Here is a 22,967-nt window from a genome sequence, read left to right on the forward strand (position 1 = left end):
GGGGGCCGCCCGAGAGGTTCTCCACGCAGATCTGGTGGGGGCTCTACGACTGCGTTGCGCCGGTCCTCGTGCTGCTCGCCGTACGCGCTCCCCGGCGCGTCTTCGTCCGCCGGGGACCGCTCGCCCGTACGGCGGCGGCCGTCCTGGTGGTGTCCGCTGTGCGCGCTGGCGAGCCGGCACGGAGGAGACATCCACGCTCGGGCGGTCCAGGAGGCGCCCCAGGCGTCCCTCGCGACCTCGCTGCCGGGCCTGTGCCCGGCCGTGGCCCGCGCGCAGCAGGCGGAGGCCGACCGTCAGCAGGCGGAGTCGGACGCGTACGTCGCGAAGAAGGAGCGGGCCTGCGCCGCGCATCCCCGGCACCGCCCGAAGATCAGGCCCGTACGGCAGCGCCGGGCCACCATGTGGACCGAGTTCTGGACCATCGACGGCTGGGAGGAGGGCTACGAGGGCGAGGACGATCCCCCGGACCTGGTGGAAGACCTGGTGGGCGGCGGCCGGGGCACGCTGGCGATCTGGGGGGCCGACGAGGTCGGCCACGCCTGCGTGACGGTCGAGTCCTACACCCGGCGCCCCCCACTGGAGACGAGGGGCTGGGAAGAGGTGGTCGAGGTGGGCTACGAGAGCCCGACCGGGGCCCTGGCGCTGTCGGACGGCGACGGGACGAGGCTGAGGGGCCTCACCGCGCGCGGCCCGGGTTCGTACCGCGTGCGGGTCCACCTGCGCGGCCGCAAGCTCGTCTACCAGGTGGCCTATCCCCCGGACGGCGCGGTCGAACTCCTCGTCCAGGTGTTCCCCGGCACGGCGAAGAGGCCGGTCGCCTACAAATGACCGAAGGCCGCCCCCCACAGCGGGACGCGGCCTTCGTGACAGACGTGAGAGGTTACTTCTTGCCCTGGTTGGCGACGGCCTCGATGGCGGCCTTGGCGGCCTCCGGGTCGAGGTATTCGCCCTTGCCGACCGGGCGGAAGTCGGCGTCCAGCTCGTAGCGCAGCGGGATGCCGGTGGGGATGTTCAGGCTCGCGATGTCGGCGTCGCTGATGCCCTCCAGGTGCTTGACGAGCGCGCGCAGCGAGTTGCCGTGCGCCACCACCAGCACGTCGCGACCGGCCGCCAGGTCGGGCACGATCTGGTCGTACCAGTACGGCAGCATGCGCGCCACGACGTCCTTGAGGCACTCCGTGCGCGGCACCAGCTCGGAGGGCAGCAGGGAGTAGCGGCCGTCGCCGAGCTGGGAGTACTCGTCGTCGTCGGCGATCGGCGGCGGCGGCACGTCGTAGGACCGGCGCCACAGCATGAACTGCTCGTCGCCGAACTCCGCGCGGGTCTGGGCCTTGTCCTTGCCCTGGAGCGCGCCGTAGTGGCGCTCGTTCAGCCGCCAGGAGCGCTTGACCGGAAGCCACAGCAGGTCGGCCGCCTCAAGTGCGAGGTTGGCGGTCTTGATGGCCCGGGTGAGCACCGAGGTGTGCACCACGTCGGGCCGGATGCCGGCCTCAAGGAGCAGCTGACCGCCGCGCCGCGCCTCCTCCTCGCCGGTTGGCGAGAGTGTGACGTCCACCCAGCCGGTGAACAGGCCTTTGACATTCCATTCGCTCTCGCCGTGCCGCAGCAGCACCAAAGTCGCCATGCGGCCAATCCTATCGGCGTGCGGCAGACGCCCCGTTGGTCAGGATTCGACCACCCGCGCGAAGGCCCGCAGGTTGGCCAGCGACTCGCCGCGCTTGACCCGCCACTCCCACTCGCGCTTGATGGACGTCGCGAAGCCCAGCTCCAGTGCGCGGTCGAACGACTCGTCCGAGTAGGTGAGGACGCAGCCGAGCACCCGGTCGATCTCCTCCTCGGTCACCGCGTCGAGCGGCAGCCGGCCGACGAGGTGCACGTCGCCCGTGGCGTCGACGGCGAAGTGGACGCCGTACATCGAGCCGTTCTTGTGCAGCAGCCAGCGGTAGAACTCGGCGTGGTTCTCGTCGGGCTGCCGGCAGAAGAACGCCTCGATGTTGAGCGCCTGGTCGCCGATGACGAGCCAGGTCAGCGTGGCGAGCTTGTGCTGGCCCGGCAGCCTGACCAGGAACGCGCCCGGCTTCGGCCGCTCGTAGGACAGCTCGGCGGACTCCAGCGCCGACGCGATGACCGCTTCCAGATCCGGTCTCATGGGCCCCAGCCTATGAGCTCACCGCGACGGGGGTCTGGTGGAGCTGGGCCAGGGCGCCGGCGTACACGTCGGCCAGCCGGGCGGCCGTCGCCGACCAGCCGAAGCCCGTGGCGTGCTGCACGGCGTTGGCGGCCAGCTCGGCGAGCCGATCCGGACGCCGGGCCAGCGCGGCGAGCTCCCGCGCCCAGTCGTGCGGGTTGTGTCCCGCCACCAGCACCCCGGACACGCCGTCCTTGACGGCCGTGCGCAGGCCGCCGACCGCCGCCGCGACGACCGGGGTGCCGCACGCCTGCGACTCCAGCGCGACCAGCCCGAACGACTCGTTGTAGGAGGGCACGACGGTCACGTCGGCGGCCCGATACCAGTCGGCCAGCTCCGGCTGCGGCGCGGGCGGCGCGAGCCGTACGACGTCGGTGATGCCCAGCTCGGCCGCGAGGTCGCTGAGCAGGGAGGGATGGGCGAGGCCGTTGCCGCTGGGCCCGCCGACGCAGGCCACCACGAGCCGCGGGCGAAGCGAGGGGTCCTCCACGAGCATCCGGGCGGCGGCCCTGAGCAGCACGTCGGGGGCCTTGAGCGGCTGGATGCGGCCCACGAACAGCAGCACGTGGGCGTCCTGCGGCAGGCCGAGGCGGCGGCGGGCGGCGCCCTTGGACGCGGGCTGGAAGACGGCGAGGTTCACGCCCGGGTTGACGACCGCCACGCGTTCGCGCGGCGCGCCGTACAGGCTGATCAGCTCCTCGGCCTCGGCGGCGGTGTTGGCGACCAGGCGGTCGGCCACCTCCACGACCTGCTCCTCGCCGAGCACGCGCATCGCCGGCTCGGGCTTGTCGCCCTCGGCGAGCAGGAGGTTCTTCACCTTGGCCATGGTGTGCATGGTGTGCACGAGCGGCACGCCCCAGCGCTCCTTGGCCAACCAGCCCACCTGGCCCGACAGCCAGTAGTGCGAGTGGATCAGATCGTAGCGGCCGGGGTCGTACATCGCCTCGGTGCGCAGCACGCCGGACAGGAAGCCGCACAGCTGCCCGGGCAGATCGGCCCGGTCGAGCTCCTCGTACGGCCCGGCGGTGACGTGGCGCACGAGCACGCCCGGGGTCAGCTCGGCGACCGGAGGCAGGTCACGGGCCGTGCGGCGGGTGAAGATCTCCACCTCGATGCCCAGCGCCGCGAGCCGTTTGGCGACCTCGAGAATGTAGACGTTCATGCCGCCCGCGTCCCCCGTGCCTGGCTGGTCCAGCGGGGACGTGTGCACGCTGATGGTCGCGACGCGGTTGACCCGACGCCGTAACACCGACACCCGAACCACCTCCGAGAGGGTTATAACCACCAAAATCATCACCGGATTCCCCGACATCGGTGAGCGCCGGGGGTCCTGAGAGGATGTCGCCTGCCGATTCAGGCGATGGGGAAGGACGATGGCGGTGACGATGACCAATCCCGCGACCGGTCCCGCGACCGGTCCCGCGGCGACCGAGGCCGTGGTCAGGACCGCGGTGGTGACCGGCGCGAGCAGTGGCATCGGCGAGGCGACGGCCCGCCGGCTCGCCGCGGAGGGATACCGGGTTGTGGCGGCGGCGCGACGGCGGGACCGTCTCGACAAGCTCGCGGCCGAGGTGCCCGGCATCCGCCCGGTGACGCTGGACGTGACCGACCAGGCGTCGGTGGACGCGCTGGCCGCCTCGCTTGAGCGCTGCGACGTCCTGGTGAACAACGCGGGCGGCGCGTTCGGGCTCGAACCGGTGGCCGAGGGCCGGGTGGACGACTGGCAGCGCATGTACGACGTGAACGTGCTCGGGACCCTGCGCATGACCAGGGCCCTGCTGCCGAAGCTCATCGCGTCGGGCGACGGCGTGCTGGTGATGCTCACCTCGACGGCCGGCCTGGTGTCGTACGAGGGGGGCGGCGGCTACTGCGCGGCCAAGCACGCGCAGACCTCGATGACCGAGACCCTTCGCCTGGAGCTGTGCGGCGACCCGGTGCGGGTCGTCGAGATCGCGCCGGGCATGGTGATGACCGAGGAGTTCGCGCTGACCCGCTTCCGCGGCGACGCCGAGCGGGCCGCCAAGGTCTACGAGGGCGTGCCCGACCCGCTGAGCGCCGACGACGTCGCCGACGTGATCGCCTTCGCCGTGACCCGCCCGTCGCATGTGAACATCGACAGGCTGGTCGTCCGGCCCCGAGCGCAGGCCGCCCAGCACAAGGTGCACCGGGTCACAGCGGGGACATGAGACCGGCGCGTCCGGGCCGGCCGGTCGGGACGGTCACGCGGGGCACCACCGGGCACAACCGGCTGCGCCGCTGCGACCGCTGGATCGCCGCCGTGTACGGCCCGCTGCTGCGCTCGGCCTGGGCGGGGGCGGCGCCGCTGGTCGTGGACCTCGGCTACGGCGCGTCCCACACCACGACGACGGAGCTGTTCACCCGGTTGCGCCGGGTCTGCCCCACCGTGGAGGTGGTGGGCGTGGAGATCGCCGCCGAACGGGTCGCGGCGGCCAAGCCGTACGAGCGGGAGGGGCTGTCGTTCGTCAGGGGCGGCTTCGAGCTGCCGGTCCCCCGCCCGCCGATGATCGTGCGCGCCTTCAACGTGCTGCGGCAGTACGGCGAGGCCGAGGCGTGGGAGCACTGGCACCGGCTGCGGGCCGGCCTGCACCCCTCTGGCGTGCTCGTGGAGGGCACCTGCTCGGAGGTCGGCCACCGGGCGACCTGGGTGGCGCTCGGCGCGGAGGGGCCGCGCACGCTCACCCTCGCGGCCCGGTTCACCGGCTTCGAACGCCCCTCCGACCTGGCCGAACGCCTGCCCAAGACGCTGATCCACCGCAACGTGCCCGGCGAGCGGATCCACGCGTTCCTGGCGGACTGGGACCACGCCTGGGCGACCTGCGCCTCCTTCGGCGCGTACGGCACCCGGCAGCGCTGGATCAAGGCGGCCGAGCTGCTGGCGCGCGACTGGCCGGTGGAGACGACCCCGCCGACCGGCGGTCCCGGGCGCTGGCGGCTCGGCGAGCTGACCCTGCCCTGGAGCAGCGTCTCCCCCCGCGGTTGACGTACGAGGCGGTTGATAACGTCCGGCCCATGCGTTTCGTCCTCGACCCGGAGATGACCCCCGAGCTCTTCGAGGAGCTCCTGAGCTGCTGGGCGGAGGTCACCAACGCGGGCGGCGCGGTGGGATTCGTGCCTCCCGTGACGCCGGAGGACATCAGGCCGACGGCAGACCGGGCGTTCGCCCGCACGCGCGCCGCCGCCGGGCCGCAGGCCCCCGACAGCCTCCTCGTCGGCTTCGGCGACGACGGCGCCCCGGGCGCGTGGCTCATCCTGGGTGACAACGGCTCGGGCCTGCGGGCGCACTGGCGGTGGCTGCTGCGCGTCCAGGTCCACCCCAAGCACCAGGGCAAGGGGTATGGCCGGGAGCTGTTGCTCGCCGCCGACGACGCCGCCAGGTCGCTCGGCCTGGAGGCGTTGCAGCTCACCTGCCGCGGCGGCACCGGGGTCGACCGCTTCTACGCGAGCGTGGGCTACCGGGAGGTCGGCCGGGTGCCCCGCTCGATCCGGGTGACCCCCGGCGACGACCGCGACGAGATCTACATGCTCAAGTGGCTGTGAAAGTTTGGCCTAATGCTTAGCCGATGTCCCGTAGAGCCGATTCGAACACGGCATAGGCTGCGGTGTTGAACAGTACGAAGCGCACCTCTTCCACGACGGCCGGGGCGGCCTGCCGTACCGCGGTGATCGCGATGCGGGCGGCGTCCTCGACCGGCCACCGGTAGATCCCCGTGGAGATCGCGGGGAACGCCACCGTGCCGGCGCCCAGCGCGTCGGCGACGACGAGCGACTCCCGATAGCAGGAGGCGAGCAGATGGGATCGGTCCTCGCTCCGCGAGTGCACGGGCCCGACGGTGTGGATCACCCATCGCGCGGGCAGGCGCCCGGCGGTGGTCGCGACCGCCTGCCCGGTCGGCAGCCCTCTCCCGTAGCGGGAGGCGCGCAGCGCCCGGCACTCCTCGAGGATTTCCGGGCCGCCGCGACGATGGACGGCTCCGTCCACCCCTCCGCCGCCCATGAGCGACGAGTTGGCCGCGTTGACGATCGCGTCCACCCGCTGCTCGGTGATGTCACCTTCGACCAGAACGATTTTCATGCCGCCTACCTCTCTACAGGACGTAGTACTACCCCGGGTAGGCTGAATGACGTGAAGGGACTGGGAGAGCTCGAACGCAGCATCATGGACATCCTCTGGGCGGAGAACACCCCGCTCACCGCGCGCGAGGTGGGACGCCTCATCGAAGACCGCGACCTCGCGCCGACGACCGTGATGACCGTGCTCGACCGGCTGGCCCGCAAGGGCTTCCTCACCCGCACCCGCGACGGCCGCGCCTGGCGCTACCAGCCCGCCGCGAGCCGTGACGCGTACGTCGCCGAGCTGATGCTCGAAGCCCTGGACCTGACCGGCGACCGCGACGCGGCGCTGACCCGCTTCGCCCGCGCCGTCTCCGGGTCCGAGGCCGAGATCCTGCTGAAAGCCCTCACGGAGCTGGAGGAAGAGTGATCGCGGCGGCGGTCCTCGCGGCCCTCGCGATGATCTGCGCGGTCGCCGCGTGGCGGCTGACCTTCGCGCGCTGGACCTGGCGCGCCCCGCGCACGGCGATCCTGCTGTGGCAGTCGCTCGGGCTGACCTGGGGGCTCGCCTCCATCGGCGCCCTGCTCGCCTTCGCGTTCGACCCCTACCGCAAGGGCATCGTGCACGGGTTCGCGGAGTTCCTGCTGAGCGTGGAGTTCGGCGCGCGACAGCCGTACGACTACCTGCGGCTCGCCGCGCTGATCGCCGGCCTGTCGCTGCTCGCGGTGCTGGTGGCCCTGCCCCTCGCCGCCGGTGCGCAGACGCTGCGGGCCCGCCGCCGCCACCGGCTCCTGCTCGCGCTGGTCGCCAGGGACGAGCCTGCGGTGCCCGGCGTGCGGGTGGTCGACTTCCCCGGGGCCGCCGCCTACTGCCTGCCGGGGCTCAAGTCGCAGGTCGTCATCAGCGACGGCACGCTGCACCTGCTGTCGTCCGCCGAGCTGGACGCCGTGCTCGCGCACGAGGCCGCCCATGTGCGCGAGCGCCACGACCTGGTGCTGCTGCCGTTCGCCGCGCTGCGCCGCGCGCTGCCGTGGTCGAAGCTGGTCCGCGACGCGCAGGCGTCGGTGGAGCTGCTGGTCGAGATGGCCGCCGACGACCGCGCCCGGCAGCGGTGCTGCCCGCGCAGGCTGGCCACCGCCCTGCTGCGCTTCGGCGCCTCGGCGGCGCTGCCCACGCCGCAGGGCGCGCTCGGCGTGTCCGCGCCGTCCAGCGTGATGGCCCGGGTCGACCGGCTCGTACGGCCCGAGGTCACGCTTCCGGCCGCCCACCGCTTCCTGATCCTGGCCGGATCGGTGGTGCTCGCCGTCAGCGCCCCGCTGCTCTGGCTGCTTCCCGGTTGACCCGTCTCTTGCCTCACCATGGGTGCTAGCTGGAAGTATCCATCGCGTTTGCAATTGCAAGCAGTGCGAGGCAGACTGGGGGCATGGAACTGCCCAAGGTCGCCTCGCTCGGTGAGTACATCCGCCAGCAGCGGCAGCAGGCGAAGATCTCGCTTCGTCAGCTCGCCGCGCAGGCCGGTGTGTCCAACCCTTACCTGAGCCAGGTGGAACGGGGCCTGCGCAAGCCGAGCGCGGAGATCCTGAACCAGATCGCGAAGGGTCTGCACATCTCCGCCCAGGCGCTCTACGTCCAGGCCGGTCTCATCGAGGACCGCGAGCCGCACAGCGACGTGCTGGCCGCGATCCGGGCCGACGTCACGCTCACCGGGCGGCAACGCCAGGTGCTGATCGACATCTACGAGTCGTTCCGCAAGGAGAACCGGGCCGACACCGCCCAGCCGCCGCAATCGGCTGAGCATCTCGGGGACGACCCGGTTCTCCCAGGCGACGGCATTACACCGGATTCGAGGGAAGGATAACCCATGACCATCACGACCCAGGCCAAGAAGATCACGGAGTCGAAGCCGTTCTACGCGCTCACCGGCGCCGGCGACTTCGCCGTGGAGAAGGCCCGCGCCTACGCCTCCACCGTGCAGGACAAGGCGGAGACCGTCGCGCGCGAGCTGCCGGAGAAGGCCAAGGGCTACGCCGACGCCGCCACCGCGCGGTTCACGCGCCTGTACGACGACCTGGCCAGCCGTGGCCGCAAGGTCGTCAGCCGGGTGAGCGGCGAGGCCGCGCTGGAGCTGACGGAGGTCTCCGAGACCGCCGAGCCGGCGATCGCCGAGACCACCACGAAGCGGACCGGTCGCGCCCGCGCCACCACGGCCCGGAGCTGACCGGAGCCGACCGGAGCTGATCTGCGGCCCGACCGCCAACGGCACGGCGGCGGCCCGCCTTCTCTGCGGGGGAGGCGGGCCGCCGCCGTTGTGCTTCCACGGGAACCGGTCCTTCGCGTCCGCGCCACGTGTCGGCGCCGCCCACTAGTCTGGGGGCGTCAGTGACTGTGACCGTGTGGGAGCGTCCATGTTCGGGCTGTACGGCATCCTCGACATCATCTTCTGGCTGCTGTCCGTCGGGGCCTTCGTGTTGTCCGGCTGGGCGCTGGTGCACGCCCTGCGGATCCCCGCAAGCGCCTTCCCCGCGGCCGGCAAGCAGACCAAGCCGCTTTGGCTGATCATCCTCGGCCTCGCGACGCTGTTCACCTTCGCCGCCGCGATCAACTACCTCGGCATGGGCATGGGGCTGCCCAACATCTTCACGATCGCCGCCGTCATCGCGGCGGGCATCTACCTCGCCGACGTGAAGCCCGCGGTCAACGGCTACCGGGGCGGCGGCAACCAGGGGCCGTACGGGCCCTGGTGACAGGCAGGGTGACAGGCAGGGTGACAGGCAGGGTGACAGGTCGGCTGACAGGCAGGCTGACATACGGGCCGAGACGCCGGGCTCAGAGCCAGTCGCGAGCCCGGAACACCCAATAGAGCGCCCCCGAGGCGACGACGATCAGCGTGGCGGACGTCCAGAACCCCAATGCGTGCCCGAAGCCGGGAAACGGGATGTTCTGGCCGTAGAAGCCGGTGATCAGCGTGGGCACCGCGATGATCGCGGCCCAGCTGGTCACCCGCTTCATGATGAGGTTCATCCGGTTGCCCTGCATGGTCAGGTGCGTCTCGCGGATGTTGCTGACCAGGTCGCGCAGCGACTCCGTCCACTCCGTGGCCCGCAGCACCTGGTCGTACACGTCCTGGAAGTACGGCGTCATCTCGCCGTCGCCGCTCAGGCCGTTGCGGCGCAGCAGCGTGTTCACGGCCTCCCGCATGGGCATCACGATCCGGCGCAGCGTGACCAGGCTCTTGCGCAGCTCGAACGTGCGCCGCTGGTCCTCCGGGCTGACCGGCCGGTCGCCGAACACCGTCCCCTCCAGGTCCTCGACCTGCTCGTCCATCGCCTCGACGGCCTCGAAGTGGCTGTCCACCACGTAGTCGAGCAGACCGTGCAGCAGGAACGCGACGCCGTGCCGGGCCAGGTCCGCCCCCTCGTCCCAGCGCCGCATCACCTCCTCGATGGAGAAGTCGTCCGACTGGCGCACGGTGACCAGCGCGTTCTTCGTGATGAAGGCGGCGGCGGGGGCGACGCGCACCCGGCCTGACGCGCTGTCGAACGCCGCCGCGTAGACGCTCAGGAACATGTGGCTGTCGTAGACGTCGAGCTTGGGCCGCTGCCGGTGCTGCAGCGCGTCCTCGACGGCCAGGGCGTGCAGCCCCAGCTCCTCGCTGATGGCGTGGAGGTCGTCCTCGGTGGGGGCGCACATGTCGAACCACACCACCGCCGACGGGTCCCTGACCTTCTCGGAGACGTCGGCGACCGGAAAGTCCTCGGCCTCCAGCGTTCCGTTCCGGTACACCCGGGTGTGTCCCATGGACGGTTACCCTACCGATCCGGCGCCCCCACGCAGGGGGCGCCGGCATCCCGGCGGCGGTATCCCGGCGGTGCCGCCGCGTCAGCCCTTGGCGAGCTGCTGGAAGCGGACCATGTTGCCGGCCGGGTCGCGGAAGGCGCAGTCGCGGACGCCGTACGGCTGGTCGATCGGCTCCTGCAGGACGTCGGCGCCGGACTGGCGGATCTTCTCGAACGTCGCGTCGCAGTCGGGGGTGGCGAAGACGACGGCGCGCAGCCTGCCCTTCGCGAGCAGGTCGCTCAGCGCCGCGCGGTCCTCCGGGGAGGCGGTCGGGTCGGCGTTGACGGTCTCGAGGACGATGTTGACGTCGGGCTGGGACGCCGGGCCCATGGTGAGCCAGCGGGCGCCCTCATATCCGACGTCGTTGCGGAGTTCGAGGCCGAGCACGTCCCGATAGAAGGCGAGCGCCGCGTCGCCGTCGTCGACCGTGATGTAGCAGTAGTGCAAGGTGAGTTCCATGCCCATGACGCTATGGCCGGGGGTGTTCCCGGGGCTTCTCGATTCCTGACCGGTTGGGCCGGCTCGCATCCGATCCTCGGTTGGAGCACCGGGACCGGTAGGGTTGCGGCTCATGGTGGATCTCGCGCGCCGGCTCGGACTGGCGGCACTGCTCGCCGTCCTCGCCGCCTCCCCCGCGCACGCCGTCGCCGCACATGCCGTCACCGCGCACGCCGTCACCGCGGCTTCCGCCCCTCCGGCGAAGGACGAGGTGACGATGGAGCTCCGCAAGAACGGCGTGCTCCACGTGAAGGAGACGGTCACCCCTGCCGGCGAGACGGTGCGGCGCACGCCGCTCACCCGGACCCGCTACGACGACGGCCACGACCGCGTCTATCGCATCTCCAACGTCAAGGGCGGCTCGTACGACGGGGAGACCCTGACGTTCACGGGCACGGTGGAGTATGACGTGACCGGCGCCGTGACGCCCACGGCCTCGGGCGAGGAGCTGCGCTGGTTCGCGGTGTCCGGTCCCGTGCAGGACGCGGTCGTCACCGTGACCGGCCCGGGCCGGGTGCAGAACCTGTCCTGCTTCGCCGGCGAGCCGAGCTCGGCCATCGCCTGCACCAGCGCCTCGGTCGAGGAGACCGGCACGACCTCCACGTTCGAGCAGCAGGGCCTCGGCGAGGGCCAGACGCTCACGGTCGTCGTCGGCTACCCGAAGGGCGCCACGGGGGCCGGGCCGATCCTGGAGCGCAGGTTCGAGCTGTCCACCGCGTTCACGCTGAACGCGGTGACCGGCGGCTCACTGGCCGCGCTGCTGGTGCTGCTGCTGGGCGGCATCGGGCTGCTGTACTGGACGCGGGGCCGCGACGCCCGCGTGGTCGGCAGCGAGTCGGGCCCGGTCAGCGGCCACCGCGACGGGCGTTTCAGCCCGCCAGACGACGTGCGCCCCGGCCAGATCGGCACGCTGTTCGACGAGCAGGCCGACGTGGTCGACGTGACCGCGACCATCGTCGACCTCGCCGTGCGCAACTTCCTGCGCATCGACGAGCAGCCGCGCCAGACCTACGACACCCCCGACTGGTGCCTGGTCAAGCTGCCCGGCGCCCGGCTCGGCGACCTGCTGCCGTACGAGCGGGCCCTCTACGACGCGATCTTCGACGGGCGTGACCGGGTGCTGCTGTCGGAGCTGCACGGGTCGTTCGCCGCCCGTCTGGCCACGGTGCGCGACGCGCTCTATCAGGACGTCGTGACGCAGGGCTGGTTCGCCCGGCGGCCCGACTCCACCCGGTCGCGCTGGACGACCCTCGGCCTGGTGGTCGTCGCGCTCGGGGTGGTCGCCACCGTCCTGCTCGCCTGGTTCACGACGTACGGCCTGCTGGGGCTGGCCCTGATCATCGCCGGAGCCGCGCTGGCCTTCGGCGCCCAGTACATGCCGGCCAAGACGGCCAAGGGCGCCGCGGCCCTGGCGCACACGCTCGGGTTCCGCGACTACCTGGCCGGGGCGGCCATCGACGACGTCCCCCCAGGCCAGCGCGTGGAGCTGTTCTCCCGCTACCTGCCCTACGCGGTGATTTTCGACAGCGTGGACCGGTGGGCACGGGTGGTCAGCGCGTTCGACGGCAACGGGCGGCAGACCGACCACCTGTACTGGTATCAGGGCCCGGCCGAGTGGGACCTGTCCCGGTTCGCCGACTCGATGCGGACGTTCGTCATGACCACCTCAGGGGCGATCTCGACCTCCCGCCAGTTCCGCTCCCTCTGAGCCCGGGCTCTGCGAGTCCGGGCCCTCTGAGCCGGGGTCGAGGCCCCGGCGACGCCGGTAGTGCCGGGCGACCCGGGCCCGGTTGCCGCACCGCGCCGCCGAGCACCAGCGCCGGCGCGGATGGGCGGGCAGGAACAGCATCACGCAGTCGTCGGCCTCGCATTTCCGCACGGTCGTGACCGCCGGGTCGGTCAGCAGGCCGGCGACGGCCTCGGCGAGCACCGCCGCCAGCCGGACGCCCAACGGGCCCTCCCGGTGCGGCACGGCCGTCACGGCGGCGCCGTCCCAGACCAGCTCACGGACCGCGGGCGCCGCGCGCTGCGCCCGGTTGAGGCCGCGCAGCGCGTCCACTGGCGGCCGCAGGCCCCGTCTCACCTGATCGATCGCGGCCGCCGCGTGCTCACGCACCTCATGCACGGGCGACAGGTCGTCGCCGGTCAGCCGCGCCTGCCCGCCCTCAGGGAGCGCGCCGGCCAGCCGGTCCGCCTGCAGGCCCAGCCAGGCCCGCAGCCCCTCGGCGGTGGCGATCAGGTCGGCCTGGCCGTCCGGTGTGCGCGGGCGGGTGTTGACCAGGTCGAGGGCGAGCGGCTCCCCGGTGAGGGGGACCAGGTCGGTCATGAGGCTAATGCTAATGCACCCGATTGACACATTAGGCGAGCGATCGCTAGAACTAATGCATCATCGACACCAGGAGGCATTAGTCATGACGCCGCTCACCGTCGCGCGCACGCTCCACCGGCATGTCGAGGTCGGGGACGTGCGGGTCTTCTACCGTGAGTCGGTGCCGGACGAGGGCGGCGACGACGCCCCCGTGATGCTGCTGCTCCACGGATTCCCGTCCGCGTCCCACCAGTTCCGCCGGCTCATCGACGTGCTCGGATCCCGCTATCGGCTGATCGCGCCCGACTATCCCGGTTTCGGGCACACCGAGGCGCCCGCGGGCTTCGCCTACAGCTTCGACGCCCTCGCCGACGTGATGGAGGGCTTCGCCGAACGGCTCGGGCTCACCCGGTTCGTCATGTACGTCTTCGACTTCGGCGCCCCGGTGGGATTCCGGCTGGCGACCCGGCACCCCGAGTGGATCGCCGGTCTCGTCGTGCAGAACGGCAACGCGTACGAGGAGGGCCTGTCGGACGGCGCGCGGGCCTTCATCGCGCTGCGCCCCGACGTGGAGGGCGACGAGGACAGGGTGCGGGCGCTGCTGACGTTGGAGATGACCCGGGGCCAGTATGAGGGCGGCACGGCCGATCCGCGGCTGGTGGCCCCGGACGGATGGACGCTCGACCAGCACTTCCTCGACCTGCCGGGGCGCAAGGAGGCCCAAGTGGCGCTGGCCTTCGACTACCACACCAACGTGGCGCTCTATCCGCGGTGGCAGGCCTGGCTCCGCGAGCACCGGCCGCCGGCGCTGATCACATGGGGCCGCGACGACATGTTCTTCCCCGAGCCCGGGGCCCACGCCTACCTGCGCGACCTGCCCGACGCCGAGCTGCACGTCATCGACACCGGTCACTTCGCGCTGGAGGACCGGCTCCCCGAGATCGCTCCCCTGATCGCGGCGTTTCTCGACCGCGTGTGGAAGTGACGCGCGACCGGTCAGGCGGGACGGACGCGGACCTCGCCGACCGGGGCCCCGCCGCCGAACAGCGGGGCGGTGGCCAGCCCGGCCAGCTCGGGGGCGTCGATCCCGGCGGCGCGCAGCGCGGCGACGGTGACCGGCACCCGGGCCCGGCCGCCGCCGTCCACGATCTTCACGGCCCCGGCCCGCCCCTCGGCGTCGGCGAAGGCGTCGAACGCCTCCGCGCCCGACTTCACCAGCAGCCCGGGAACGGCCCGCATCAGCAGGTTCTCGGCCCGGGTCGTGCCGCTCGTCCACTCGGGGTGCGCGCGCATCGCGTCGGCGACGCGGCGCTCCGGCGTGCCGGCCGGGGCGAGCGTGAGGGCGCGGAAGGCGCGCGCCACCCCCGCCATCGAGACGAAGAACAGCGGAGCGCCGCAGCCGTCCACGCCGGTCGCGGCGACCCTCTCGCCGGTGAACTCCTCCACCGTGGCGCGGATGGCCCGCTGCAGGGGGTGGCCGGGATGGCGGTAGTCGTCGACCGGCCAGCCGTTGACCACGCAGGTGGCGAGCATCGCCGCGTGCTTGCCCGAGCAGTTCATCAGGATCCGACCGGCGTCGCCGTGCTCCCGCAGCACCTGGCGGCGCGCCTCCTCGTCGAGGGGCAGGTCCTCCGGGCACCGCAGGAAGGTCTCGTCCAGCCCCGCGCCCGCGAGGATCTTCCGTACGCCGTCGATGTGGAAGGGCTCGCCGCTGTGGCTCGCGGCGGCGAGCGCGAGCAGCTCGTTCTCCAGCGGCAGGCCCGCCCGCACCATCGCGAGCGCCTGCAGGGGCTTCATGGACGAACGCGGCGACGCGAGGCTGGAGGTGTCCCCGCACACCAGGGCCGGGGCGCCGTCCGTCCCGATCACATGCACGCGTGCGCGATGCACCGACTCGACGAACCCCGACCGCACGACCTCGACCACCATCTCCGACATGACGGGCAGTCTATGGAGCCCCTGGACATGGCAGAATTCGGGGCCATGCGTGCGGTCGTACAGCGGGTCAGCTCCGCGTCCGTTGTGGTGGATGGTCAGGTCGTCGGCGCCATCGACGAACCCGGTCTGCTCGTGCTCGTGGGTGTCACCCACACCGACGGGCGCGCCGAGGCGGCCCGGCTCGCCGCCAAGCTGTGGGGGCTGCGCATCCTGCACGGCGAGAAGTCCTGCTCCGACATCGGCGCGCCGCTGCTGGTGATCAGCCAGTTCACGTTGTACGGCGACGCGCGCAGGGGCCGCAGGCCCACCTGGCAGGCCGCCGCGCCCGGCCCGGTGGCCGAGCCCCTCGTGGATGCCGTGGTGGCCGAGCTCCGGGCGCTCGGCGCACGGGTGGAGACGGGCGTCTTCGGCGCCGACATGAAGGTGAGCCTCACCAACGACGGGCCGATCACCCTCGTCCTGGACGTCTGAGCGTCGCGGTCTCCCCGGCCTGTCATCATGATCGGATGCGGGAGGCGTGGAGCACCTGGGGACATGTCGTGGTCGCGACCGTCTGCACCGTTCCCGTGGCCGCTCTCGCCGTCCTGCTCCTGTCCCGCCGCCGCGCCCGCCGGGGACATCCCGCTCCCCTCCGCGCGTCCGTCGCGGACGTGGTCATGGTGGCCGGGACCGCCCCCTGGATCTGGATGATCCTCACTCCGGGGTCGGAAGAGGGCGTGCACCTCGTCCCCCTGGTGGACCTGGCGGGCCAGCTCGCGCTCCTGTCACCGGGAGCGGCCGTCGTGCAGATCGGCGGCAACCTCCTGGTCTTCGCCGCGCTCGGCGCGATGCTCCCGGTCCGCTCCGCGCGCTTCACCTCGCCCGCGGCGGTGGCCGCCGTCGCGGCCACCGCCTCACTCGGCGTCGAACTCCTCCAGTTCGGCCTGCGGCTCGGCCGGGTGAGCTCCGTGGACGACGTGATCCTCAACGCGGCGGGCGCGGTGCTCGCCGCGCTCTGCACCCGGCGGTGGTGGGCCCGCCGAGCGGAGACGAGTTGAGCGGCGGCTATCGGATGCGGCGGCGGAGGGCGGGGTCGATCGTCACGTTGCGCCCGGCGTCCGGCGGCACCACGACCTCCTGGCTCGCCGCCACACCGCCCGCCAGCAGGTCGACGTCCACCGGCACCGTACGCTTCACGACCGCGAGGGCGATCGGGCCCAGCTCGTAGTGGCGGGCCGACGAGCCCACGAAGCCGATCTGGCCCGGCGCGGCCGCGCCTTCCACGGCGCCCTCCACAGCGCCCTCCGCCGCGCCCTCCACCGCGCCCTCCGCCGCGGCCCCCGGCTCGGCCTGGGCCGGCGTGCCGGCACCGAGGGTCACCGGGGCGCCGTGCGGAGGCAGCTCGTCCACGCTGCCGTCGAGATGCAGGAAGACCAGGCGGCGGGGCGGGTGGCCGAGGTTGTGCACGCGGGCGACCGTCTCCTGACCCCGGTAGCACCCCTTGGTCAGGTGCACGGCCACGTCGATCCAGCCGACCTCGTGGGGGATCGTCTTGTGGTCGGTATCGAACCCGAGCCTGGGCACGTGGGCGGCGATGCGCAGCGCCTCGTAGGCCCACAGGCCGGCGGGGCGCAGGCCCAGCGCGTCGGGGAGGCCGCCCAGCCGCTCGCGCGGCACGAGCAGGTCGCCGCCTATGGCGACGGCCCCTTCCACCGGTGTGCCCGCGCTCGCGTCCGGAGCCGGCGGGGCGAGCGAGACCACCGCGTAGTCCGAGGTGACGTCGGCGACCTCGACCCGCAGCATGAACCGCATCTTCTCCAGGAAGCCGACCAGTTCGGCCGAGGTGCCCGGCTCCACGTGGGCCCACACGGCCTCGCCGTCGTCCACGAGCGTGAGGTGGTGCTCGACGCGGCCCTGCGGGTCGAGCAGCAGCGCCTGCGTGGGCGTGCCCGGCTGGAGCGTGTCGAGCTTCTGCGAGCTGAGGCTGTTGAGCCAGCTCAGCCGGTCGGGCCCGCTGATCCGCACGACCTCGCGGTTGCTCCGGTCGACCAGCGCCCGCCCGGCGGCCAGTGCGCGCTGCTCGGCGTAGGGATCGCCGTAGTGGGCCGCGACCGTCTCGTCCGGCGCCTGCGCGGCGACCGCACCGGATGTGTCTAGCAAAGGGCTCCGCATGTGTCCAAGGCTATTCGGTCCCCCGCCGCGGTCGCGGCGACGCCCGGCTCGCCTGTGGACAACCTGACTGTGGCCGGCCGTCAGCGCGGCACCCGCCGGAGGGCGACCAGCGCGACGTCGTCCTCACGGGCGCCGAAGGTCGCGATCAGCCGGTCGCAGAAGCCCTCCAGGTCGTCGCCCACGTCCTCGGCCTGCTGGCGGGCGACCTCCAGGCTCTCGTCGAGCAGTTTGTCGCGGTCTTCGATCAACCCGTCGGTGAACAGCAGAACGGTGGCGTCGTCGGGCAGCCGCACCCGGTCCACCCGATACTGCTCGTGGGCCACGCCGAGCAGCAGGTTGCCGAACCGGTGATAGGCCGCCCCCGCGCCGGCCAGCAGCGGCGGGATGTGCCCGGCGTTGACGATCTCGGTGTCCCCCGTCGCGGGATCGATCAGCATCAGGCAGACGGTCGCCGTCATGCCGGGGTGGTAGCGCCGCAGGACGGCGTTGAGCAGGCTCATCGACCGGGCGGGATCGACCTCGTCGATCACCGACGCCCGCAGCGCGTAGCGCAGCTCGGCCATCACGGTGGCGGCGTGCAGCGAGTGGCCCTGCACGTCGCCGAGCGCGACCAGGACCCGATCGCCGAGGGGCAGGACCTCGTAGAAGTCGCCGCCCACCTCCACGTTGTCCACCGCCGGCTGGTAGCGCACGCTGATCCGCAGGCCGGGCACCCGGGGGATCGCGGCGGGCAGCAGGCTGCGCTGCAACGTGAGCGAGATCGTGTGCTCCTCCGCGTAGGCGCGGGCCGCGTCGACCGCCAGCGCCAGCGCCTGGCCGAGCTGCCGCAGCAGGCTGAGCTCCTCGCCGTCGAGCGGCGCGTCCGTCTCCACTCCGAGGAACACCGGCGACCGGCCCGTCTTCGTACGGCACAGCACGCCCGCCACACGGGCGACGATGTCGCTGTCGGGCACGAGGCGGGCCCAGGTCGCGCTGTCGATCTCGAACGCCTGCACGCCGGGGGACTCCCCGATGGAGATCGTGCTCAGCCGCTCCAGGGTGTCGGGATGGACCAGCCGTGGCGCCGCGTGCTCCCCCGGCCGGGCGGAGAACCTGCGCACTCTGCCGTCCGGCGGGATCGCCAGCACCCGCGAGTAGCGCTCCAGCAGGCGGGAGCAGCCCTCGGCGGCCACCGACAGGAGCCCTTCGAAGTCCTCCGCCTGGTTCATCTCCAGCGTGATCTCGGCCAGCTCGCTCAGCCTGGCCGCCATCCGCTCGGCACGCTGCCGCGCCCGGTAGTAGCGCAGGGTCGCCCGCACGGTCGCCGCGAACTCGTCGGGCTGGATCGGCTCGGAGAGGTACGCGTCGGCGCCCCGTTCCAGCCCCTCGGCGCGGTCGGCCGGGGTGACGGCGTTGCCGGACACCTGGATCACCGGGATCGAGGCGGTCTCCGGGTCCGCCTTGATCTTCTCGCACACCTCGATGCCGTCCACGTCGGGCATCCGTACGTCGAGGATGACGAGGTCGGGCTTGAGCTCGCCGACGACGGCCAGCGCCTCCTCGCCTCCGCCGGCCTCGATGACCCGGTGTCCGCCGCGGCGCAGCCAGCTCGCCAGGATGTAGCGCTTGGTGGGCACGTCGTCGACGACCAGCACCGTCGCCGCGGCGTCAATCTCGAGTGCCATGCCCGTCCCCCTTCACGTTCCCGGCGCTGTCGCGTACGGCCTCCCGGATCGCCTCCAGAAGCCGATCCCTGCGCAGCCCGTGCTTCGGCAGCACAGGATGCAGCGGTCCCGGCTGCTCGGACACCACCGACACGACGACCGCGGGAATGCCGCGCAGGGCGTCGTCCTCCGCCATCCGGTGCAGCAGCGCCGTGCCGTCGAGGCGCGGCATGAGCAGGTCGATCAGGACCACCTCCGGGGGCCGCTCACGCATCAGCTCCAGGGCCTCGACGCCGTCGGCCGCCTCGTCCACCGCGGCGGCGAACCCGAAGAGCATCCGCCGGGCCACCGCGCGGAAGCCCGCGTCGTCGTCGGCCACGAGCACCCGGCCCACCTCCGGACCGGCCGTCCGGTGCGGCACCCGCAGCGTGGCGGTGGTGCCCTCGCCGGGCGTGCTCGCCAGTTCAAGGGTGCCACCGAGCGCCTCCGCCAGCCTCCGCGCGTACGGCAGGCCGAGACCGGTGCCCTTCGCCCTGAGCTGCAGCGCCCCGGGCACCTGGTAGAACTCCTCGAAGACGCGCTCCAGGTGCTCGGGGAGAATGCCCACACCGGTGTCGGTGACGGTGAAGACCACCTCCGCCATCGCGGAGTCCACGACGGCCGCCAGCCGCACCTCCCCATATTCGGTGAACTTCAGCGCGTTCGACAGCAGGTTGCGCAGGATGGTGGTCAGCATGCCCTCGTCGACGAACATCTCGCCGATCTCGCCCGACACGTCGACCGACAGCGTGACCCCGTCGGCCGGTCCGGTGGGCTGGAGCGTCATGCGCAGCTCCTCGGCAAGGGCGACCACGTCCACCATCGACGGATGCGGGTCCAGCCGCCCCGACTCGGCCTTGGCCAGGTCGAGCAGCTCCCCCACCAGCGCCAGCAGGGTCTCCGCGGACGTGCCGACGAGCGTGATCTGGTGCTCCTGCTCCTCGCTCAGCGGATCCCCGCCCGAGCCGAGCAGCAGCCGCACCAGCCCGATGATCGAGTTGAGCGGCAGCCGCAGCTCGTGGCTCACGCTGGCCCAGAACCGCTGCCTGGCCTCGGCCGCCTGCCGGAGCTGGGACGACTTCTCGTCCAGCTCGGCGTAGAGCGCCACGACGCCGCGGTTGGTCTCCTCCAGCTCGGCCGACAGCTGGTTGTAGAGCGCCACGACGCCCTGGTTGGTCTCGGTCAGCTCCGCGTTGAGCCGGAGCACCTCCTCCAGGGTGGCGGCCAGCTCCCTGTTCTGCTCCCGCAGCACGTCAAGGGCCGCCGTGGACGGCGAGCGGCGGGCCAGCTCCTCGCGGATGCCGTCGAGCGTCCGGCGGCTGTGGTGCCCGGGCACCCGCTTCACGAGCGTGACGCGTCCGTCCTCGGCCGACAGCGCGATCTCGTCGACCATGCGACCGGCCAGCTTCACGCCCTCGGTCTGCCGCACGTCGGCGCCGTGGGGATAGTCCACGGTGATGACCAGCCGGTCCTCACGCAGGTCGAAGACGACGACGCTCCCGGCGCCCCGGGTCAGCGCCTCCCGGCCGATCTCGCTGAGCGCGGTCGCCACCCGGATCTGATCCTGTGATTCCAGCCCGACGAGTTCGGCGATCCAGCGGCCCAGTTGCCGTACGGCGAAGACGTCCTGGTCCCTGCGGATCTCCGCGCGGGTGAGCACCTCGCCCATCACTGCCCCTGTTTGACGGTGACGACGCAGGCGTCGTCCCTGCGGCTGCCGGCGTCGCGCAGCAGGGTCGCGCCCACCACGGCCGGGGAATGGGCGAAGAGTCCGGGGAAGGAGGCGGGGTCCCAGCGGTCGGTGAGACCGTCGGAGTGGAGCACCACCGTGGCGTGCGGCGGCAGCGCGTACTCGTACTGCCGGGGACGCCTGCCCTTGTGCCCGGCGATGCCGGGCAGCGAGATCATCCCCTGACGGCCCTCGGCATGGGCGATCCAGCCCGAGACGTTGCCCAGGCCGGCGAACGTGACGCTCTCACGGCCCACCCGCACGACCGCGACCGCCCCGCCCCGGGTGTGGCCCAGCCCCCGGTGCAGGCGTTCGAGGGCGACGACAGGAAGGGCGTTCGGCTCCTCCATGAAGATCCGTACGGCCTCTCGGGAGGCGTGCGCGGCGAGGCCGCCGTGGCCGAGGCCGTCGCAGACCAGCACGCTGATCGTGTCGCCGTCGTCGGCGAAGGCGAAGGCGTCGCCGCACACGCTCTCCTCGCCGATGGGACGGCGCAGCCCGCTCACCCGCAGCGGCGGGCCGGGCTGCCCGTCCGGGGTGAAGTGCATGACCAGCACGGTGCCCCTGCCGGGCACCGAGTAGACGTCCCAGCCGGTGGCCATGCGGGCGATCGCCCCGAGGCCGATGCCGAGCGTGCCCGAGGTGGAGTAGCCGTCGCGCAGGGCGCGGCCGAGGTCGGCGATTCCGGGGCCCTTGTCGACGGCCACGAGCTCGACCGCGCCCGGCCGCTCCGGGTGGGGGCGTACGAGCACGGCGCCGTCCACCGCGTGCTTGACCAGGTTCGAGACCGCCTCGGTCACCGCCACCGCGACCTGACCGGTGCGGTTCTGGTCGAACCCCGAGGCCATGGCCAGCGCGACCGCCGTCCTGCGCACCGCGCCGATCACGCTCGGATCGGCGGTGGACACCCAGACGTCCTCATACCGGTGCGTCATCGTCATGTCACCGGCCCCACTTGGTGACCGTGACGCTGGTGCCCTCGCCGGGAGCGGAGACGAGGTCGAACTCGTCCACGAGCCGCCGCGAGCCGCTCAGCCCGAGTCCCAGCCCCCCGGCGGTGCTCCAGCCCTCGGTCAGCGCCTGCTCGATGTCCGGGATGCCCGGCCCCTCGTCCGTGAAGACGAGCCGCAGGCCCGGCCGCCGCCCGCCCTCCAGCACCTCGATCACCACCCGGCCTCCGCCGGCGTGCACGAGGGCGTTCCTGGCCAGTTCGCTGGCGGCGGTCACGATCTTCGTCTGGTCGACCAGGGAGAGCCCGATCTCCGCCGCGAGGGTCCTGGTCTGCTGACGCACGACGACGACGTCACCGTTGGTGGCGATGGGCAGCTCCCGGGGCGCGCTCACCCCGCGCCGCCCCTGACGTGCTCCAGCATCGCGACGCCCTTCTCCAGGTTGAGCGCCGTGCGCACGCCGCCGAGCGACAGTCCCAGCTCGACCAGTGTGATCGCCACCGCGGGACGCATGCCGACCACGACGGTCTCCGCGTCGAGCATGCGGGTGATCGCGGCGATCGTGGAGAACATGCGGCCGATGAACGAGTCGACGATCTCGACGGCCGTGATGTCGATGATGACCCCGCGCGCACCTGTGGAGACCACCATGTCTGCCAGGTCCTCCTGCAGGGCCAGCACGCTCTGGTCGTCCAGGTCGATCTGGATCGAGACGATCAGGATGTCGCCGAGCTTCAGAATCGGCACCCGTTGCATCAGGCGCGCTCCGCCCTGACCGCGACCCTCGTCTTCGCCGCGCCCGTGATCTCCACGCCGCTCCGCTTCAGCGCGTACGACAGCGCGTCGGCCAGCGAGGCCTTGGTGACGATGTCGCCGAACTCGATGCCCAGCGTGACGATCGTGTGCGCGATCTGCGGGCGGATGCCGGAGATGACGCATTCCGCGCCCATCAGCCGGGCGGCGACGACGGTCTTGAGCAGGTGCTGGGCGACCTGCGTGTCGACGGCGGGCACGCCGGTGATGTCGATGACCGCGTGCTCCGAGCCGGTGTCGACCAGGGTCTGCAGCAGCTTCTCCATGACGACCTGGGTGCGGGCCGAGTCGAGCGTGCCGACGAGCGGCACGGCGACGATGCCCTCCCACAGCTTGACCACGGGCGTCGAGAGTTCGAGCAGCTGCTCGGCCTGGTCGAGGATGATCCTCTCCCGGGCGGCGGTGTAGGTCTCGAAGGTGAACAGGCCCAGGTCGTCGACGAGCCGGGAGAACCACACGAACCCGCGCAGCGCCTCCGGGCCGCCGTCGGCCTCGGCCGCCTCGTACAACGCCTCCTTGAGCGAGAAGACGAGCCGCGCGGTGTCGGAGGGGGTGTGCCCCTGCCGGACGCGGGCGCGGGAGAGCTCGGCGAGCAGCCCGCGTACGTCGGCGAAGTCTCCGTCGTCGCTGCTGAGAGCGGTGCGCAACGCCTCGTAGAGGTCACGGAGGTCGTCGGGAGACGCTCCGGACAACTGGGTCCATCGCTGGAGCAACCGCTCCTCGCTGGACAGAAAAAGTTCGACTATGCGCCGCCTGGCGGCGTCCGCGGGAACGGTCACCCTCATCTCCTGACGATCGGCG

Annotated in this window: 28 protein-coding genes; 13 read left to right on the forward strand and 15 right to left on the reverse strand. The window is 72.3% G+C overall.

Going from position 1 to position 22,967, the window contains the following annotated elements; translation table 11 throughout:
* Positions 1 to 54 precede the first annotated feature (54 nt).
* Positions 55 to 828 carry a hypothetical protein gene (locus FLX08_RS32220; protein WP_142624034.1) on the forward strand — a complete coding sequence of 258 codons (774 nt, stop codon included), beginning with the start codon at positions 55 to 57 and terminating at the stop codon, positions 826 to 828.
* Between the two features lie 52 nt (positions 829 to 880).
* Here FLX08_RS32220 and FLX08_RS32225 read toward each other — a convergent pair whose 3' ends face one another.
* The 3 genes from FLX08_RS32225 to mshA are packed head-to-tail and all read right to left on the reverse strand — an operon-like array spanning position 881 to position 3,443.
* Positions 881 to 1,624, reverse strand: a complete 744-nt coding sequence (locus tag FLX08_RS32225) for a phosphoglyceromutase (RefSeq protein WP_142624035.1) — start codon at positions 1,622 to 1,624, stop codon at positions 881 to 883.
* 39 nt (positions 1,625 to 1,663) lie between these two features.
* Positions 1,664 to 2,149, reverse strand: coding sequence for a type III secretion system chaperone family protein (locus tag FLX08_RS32230; RefSeq protein WP_142624036.1), 486 nt, complete (start codon positions 2,147 to 2,149; stop codon positions 1,664 to 1,666).
* 10 nt (positions 2,150 to 2,159) lie between these two features.
* Positions 2,160 to 3,443 carry a D-inositol-3-phosphate glycosyltransferase gene (gene mshA / locus FLX08_RS32235; RefSeq protein ID WP_244313067.1) on the reverse strand — a complete coding sequence of 428 codons (1,284 nt, stop codon included), beginning with the start codon at positions 3,441 to 3,443 and terminating at the stop codon, positions 2,160 to 2,162.
* Positions 3,444 to 3,624: 181 nt separating this feature from the next.
* Between mshA and FLX08_RS32240 the strand changes: the two genes are divergently transcribed.
* From FLX08_RS32240 to FLX08_RS32250, 3 genes are read left to right on the forward strand one after another with little or no spacing between them, the layout of a single operon-like run.
* Positions 3,625 to 4,374, forward strand: coding sequence for an SDR family NAD(P)-dependent oxidoreductase (locus tag FLX08_RS32240; protein WP_208761798.1), 750 nt, complete (start codon positions 3,625 to 3,627; stop codon positions 4,372 to 4,374).
* Positions 4,371 to 5,189, forward strand: coding sequence for a class I SAM-dependent methyltransferase (locus FLX08_RS32245; RefSeq protein ID WP_142624037.1), 819 nt, complete (start codon positions 4,371 to 4,373; stop codon positions 5,187 to 5,189). Before FLX08_RS32240 ends, FLX08_RS32245 begins: the two co-directional genes overlap by 4 nt.
* 29 nt (positions 5,190 to 5,218) lie before the next feature.
* Complete coding sequence (locus FLX08_RS32250; RefSeq protein WP_142624038.1) at positions 5,219 to 5,746, forward strand: GNAT family N-acetyltransferase; 528 nt, start codon at positions 5,219 to 5,221, stop codon at positions 5,744 to 5,746.
* Between the two features lie 16 nt (positions 5,747 to 5,762).
* Here FLX08_RS32250 and FLX08_RS32255 read toward each other — a convergent pair whose 3' ends face one another.
* Positions 5,763 to 6,281 (reverse strand): O-acetyl-ADP-ribose deacetylase, encoded by a 519-nt coding sequence (locus FLX08_RS32255; RefSeq protein ID WP_142624039.1) that lies wholly within the window; start codon positions 6,279 to 6,281, stop codon positions 5,763 to 5,765.
* Between the two features lie 51 nt (positions 6,282 to 6,332).
* On the opposite strand from FLX08_RS32255, the gene FLX08_RS42550 reads away from it, so the two are divergent.
* The 5 genes from FLX08_RS42550 (at position 6,333) to FLX08_RS32280 (ending at position 9,004) form a co-directional block, all read left to right on the forward strand.
* Positions 6,333 to 6,689 (forward strand): BlaI/MecI/CopY family transcriptional regulator, encoded by a 357-nt coding sequence (locus FLX08_RS42550; RefSeq protein ID WP_142564955.1) that lies wholly within the window; start codon positions 6,333 to 6,335, stop codon positions 6,687 to 6,689.
* Positions 6,686 to 7,600 (forward strand): M56 family metallopeptidase, encoded by a 915-nt coding sequence (locus FLX08_RS32265; protein ID WP_142624040.1) that lies wholly within the window; start codon positions 6,686 to 6,688, stop codon positions 7,598 to 7,600. Before FLX08_RS42550 ends, FLX08_RS32265 begins: the two co-directional genes overlap by 4 nt.
* 83 nt (positions 7,601 to 7,683) lie before the next feature.
* Complete coding sequence (locus tag FLX08_RS32270; RefSeq protein ID WP_142624041.1) at positions 7,684 to 8,118, forward strand: helix-turn-helix domain-containing protein; 435 nt, start codon at positions 7,684 to 7,686, stop codon at positions 8,116 to 8,118.
* A gap of 3 nt (positions 8,119 to 8,121) precedes the next feature.
* Positions 8,122 to 8,478, forward strand: a complete 357-nt coding sequence (locus FLX08_RS32275) for a hypothetical protein (protein WP_142624042.1) — start codon at positions 8,122 to 8,124, stop codon at positions 8,476 to 8,478.
* 187 nt (positions 8,479 to 8,665) lie between these two features.
* Positions 8,666 to 9,004 (forward strand): DUF2516 family protein, encoded by a 339-nt coding sequence (locus FLX08_RS32280; RefSeq protein WP_142624043.1) that lies wholly within the window; start codon positions 8,666 to 8,668, stop codon positions 9,002 to 9,004.
* A gap of 82 nt (positions 9,005 to 9,086) precedes the next feature.
* On the opposite strand, the gene FLX08_RS32285 is transcribed toward FLX08_RS32280, so the two are convergent.
* Positions 9,087 to 10,058 carry a magnesium transporter CorA family protein gene (locus FLX08_RS32285; protein WP_142624044.1) on the reverse strand — a complete coding sequence of 324 codons (972 nt, stop codon included), beginning with the start codon at positions 10,056 to 10,058 and terminating at the stop codon, positions 9,087 to 9,089.
* A gap of 81 nt (positions 10,059 to 10,139) precedes the next feature.
* Positions 10,140 to 10,556, reverse strand: a complete 417-nt coding sequence (locus FLX08_RS32290; protein WP_142624045.1) for a VOC family protein — start codon at positions 10,554 to 10,556, stop codon at positions 10,140 to 10,142.
* Between the two features lie 112 nt (positions 10,557 to 10,668).
* Here FLX08_RS32290 and FLX08_RS32295 point away from each other — a divergent pair, with 112 nt between their 5' ends.
* A complete protein-coding gene (locus tag FLX08_RS32295; protein WP_167530653.1) occupies positions 10,669 to 12,303 on the forward strand; it encodes a DUF2207 domain-containing protein in 1,635 nt (544 codons plus the stop codon).
* Here the strand turns inward: FLX08_RS32295 and FLX08_RS32300 are convergent.
* On the reverse strand, positions 12,262 to 12,921 hold the full coding sequence (locus tag FLX08_RS32300; RefSeq protein ID WP_142624047.1) for a CGNR zinc finger domain-containing protein: 660 nt from the start codon (positions 12,919 to 12,921) through the stop codon (positions 12,262 to 12,264). The genes FLX08_RS32295 and FLX08_RS32300 overlap by 42 nt on opposite strands.
* Before the next feature lie 85 nt (positions 12,922 to 13,006).
* On the opposite strand from FLX08_RS32300, the gene FLX08_RS32305 reads away from it, so the two are divergent.
* Complete coding sequence (locus tag FLX08_RS32305; protein ID WP_142624048.1) at positions 13,007 to 13,888, forward strand: alpha/beta fold hydrolase; 882 nt, start codon at positions 13,007 to 13,009, stop codon at positions 13,886 to 13,888.
* Between the two features lie 11 nt (positions 13,889 to 13,899).
* Here FLX08_RS32305 and FLX08_RS32310 read toward each other — a convergent pair whose 3' ends face one another.
* A complete protein-coding gene (locus FLX08_RS32310) occupies positions 13,900 to 14,841 on the reverse strand; it encodes an asparaginase (RefSeq protein WP_142624049.1) in 942 nt (313 codons plus the stop codon).
* Positions 14,842 to 14,886: 45 nt separating this feature from the next.
* On the opposite strand from FLX08_RS32310, the gene dtd reads away from it, so the two are divergent.
* Both dtd and FLX08_RS32320 read left to right on the forward strand, forming a co-directional pair.
* Positions 14,887 to 15,312: a D-aminoacyl-tRNA deacylase gene (gene dtd / locus FLX08_RS32315; RefSeq protein WP_142624085.1), complete on the forward strand. Its 426-nt coding sequence runs from the start codon at positions 14,887 to 14,889 to the stop codon at positions 15,310 to 15,312.
* 35 nt (positions 15,313 to 15,347) lie between these two features.
* Positions 15,348 to 15,878 carry a VanZ family protein gene (locus FLX08_RS32320; RefSeq protein ID WP_142624050.1) on the forward strand — a complete coding sequence of 177 codons (531 nt, stop codon included), beginning with the start codon at positions 15,348 to 15,350 and terminating at the stop codon, positions 15,876 to 15,878.
* 7 nt (positions 15,879 to 15,885) lie between these two features.
* Here FLX08_RS32320 and ygfZ read toward each other — a convergent pair whose 3' ends face one another.
* From ygfZ to FLX08_RS32355, 7 genes are all read right to left on the reverse strand, one after another.
* Positions 15,886 to 16,992 (reverse strand): CAF17-like 4Fe-4S cluster assembly/insertion protein YgfZ, encoded by a 1,107-nt coding sequence (gene ygfZ / locus FLX08_RS32325; RefSeq protein WP_142624051.1) that lies wholly within the window; start codon positions 16,990 to 16,992, stop codon positions 15,886 to 15,888.
* Positions 16,993 to 17,072: 80 nt separating this feature from the next.
* A complete protein-coding gene (locus tag FLX08_RS32330; protein WP_142624052.1) occupies positions 17,073 to 18,656 on the reverse strand; it encodes a fused response regulator/phosphatase in 1,584 nt (527 codons plus the stop codon).
* Complete coding sequence (locus tag FLX08_RS32335; RefSeq protein WP_142624053.1) at positions 18,640 to 20,343, reverse strand: ATP-binding response regulator; 1,704 nt, start codon at positions 20,341 to 20,343, stop codon at positions 18,640 to 18,642. The genes FLX08_RS32330 and FLX08_RS32335 overlap by 17 nt, the downstream gene beginning before the upstream one ends.
* Positions 20,343 to 21,344 (reverse strand): ATP-binding protein, encoded by a 1,002-nt coding sequence (locus FLX08_RS32340; RefSeq protein WP_208761793.1) that lies wholly within the window; start codon positions 21,342 to 21,344, stop codon positions 20,343 to 20,345. The genes FLX08_RS32335 and FLX08_RS32340 overlap by 1 nt, the downstream gene beginning before the upstream one ends.
* Position 21,345: 1 nt before the next feature.
* Complete coding sequence (locus tag FLX08_RS32345) at positions 21,346 to 21,747, reverse strand: anti-sigma regulatory factor (protein WP_142624054.1); 402 nt, start codon at positions 21,745 to 21,747, stop codon at positions 21,346 to 21,348.
* The gene (locus tag FLX08_RS32350) at positions 21,744 to 22,109 is read right to left on the reverse strand and encodes an STAS domain-containing protein (protein WP_208761794.1); all 366 of its coding nucleotides are present in this window, start codon (positions 22,107 to 22,109) and stop codon (positions 21,744 to 21,746) included. The genes FLX08_RS32345 and FLX08_RS32350 overlap by 4 nt, the downstream gene beginning before the upstream one ends.
* Complete coding sequence (locus FLX08_RS32355; protein ID WP_244313068.1) at positions 22,109 to 22,945, reverse strand: STAS domain-containing protein; 837 nt, start codon at positions 22,943 to 22,945, stop codon at positions 22,109 to 22,111. Before FLX08_RS32355 ends, FLX08_RS32350 begins: the two co-directional genes overlap by 1 nt.
* Positions 22,946 to 22,967: the final 22 nt, after the last annotated feature.

It is taken from the genome of Microbispora hainanensis (genome assembly GCF_006874475.1).
GTDB lineage: Bacteria > Actinomycetota > Actinomycetes > Streptosporangiales > Streptosporangiaceae > Microbispora > Microbispora hainanensis.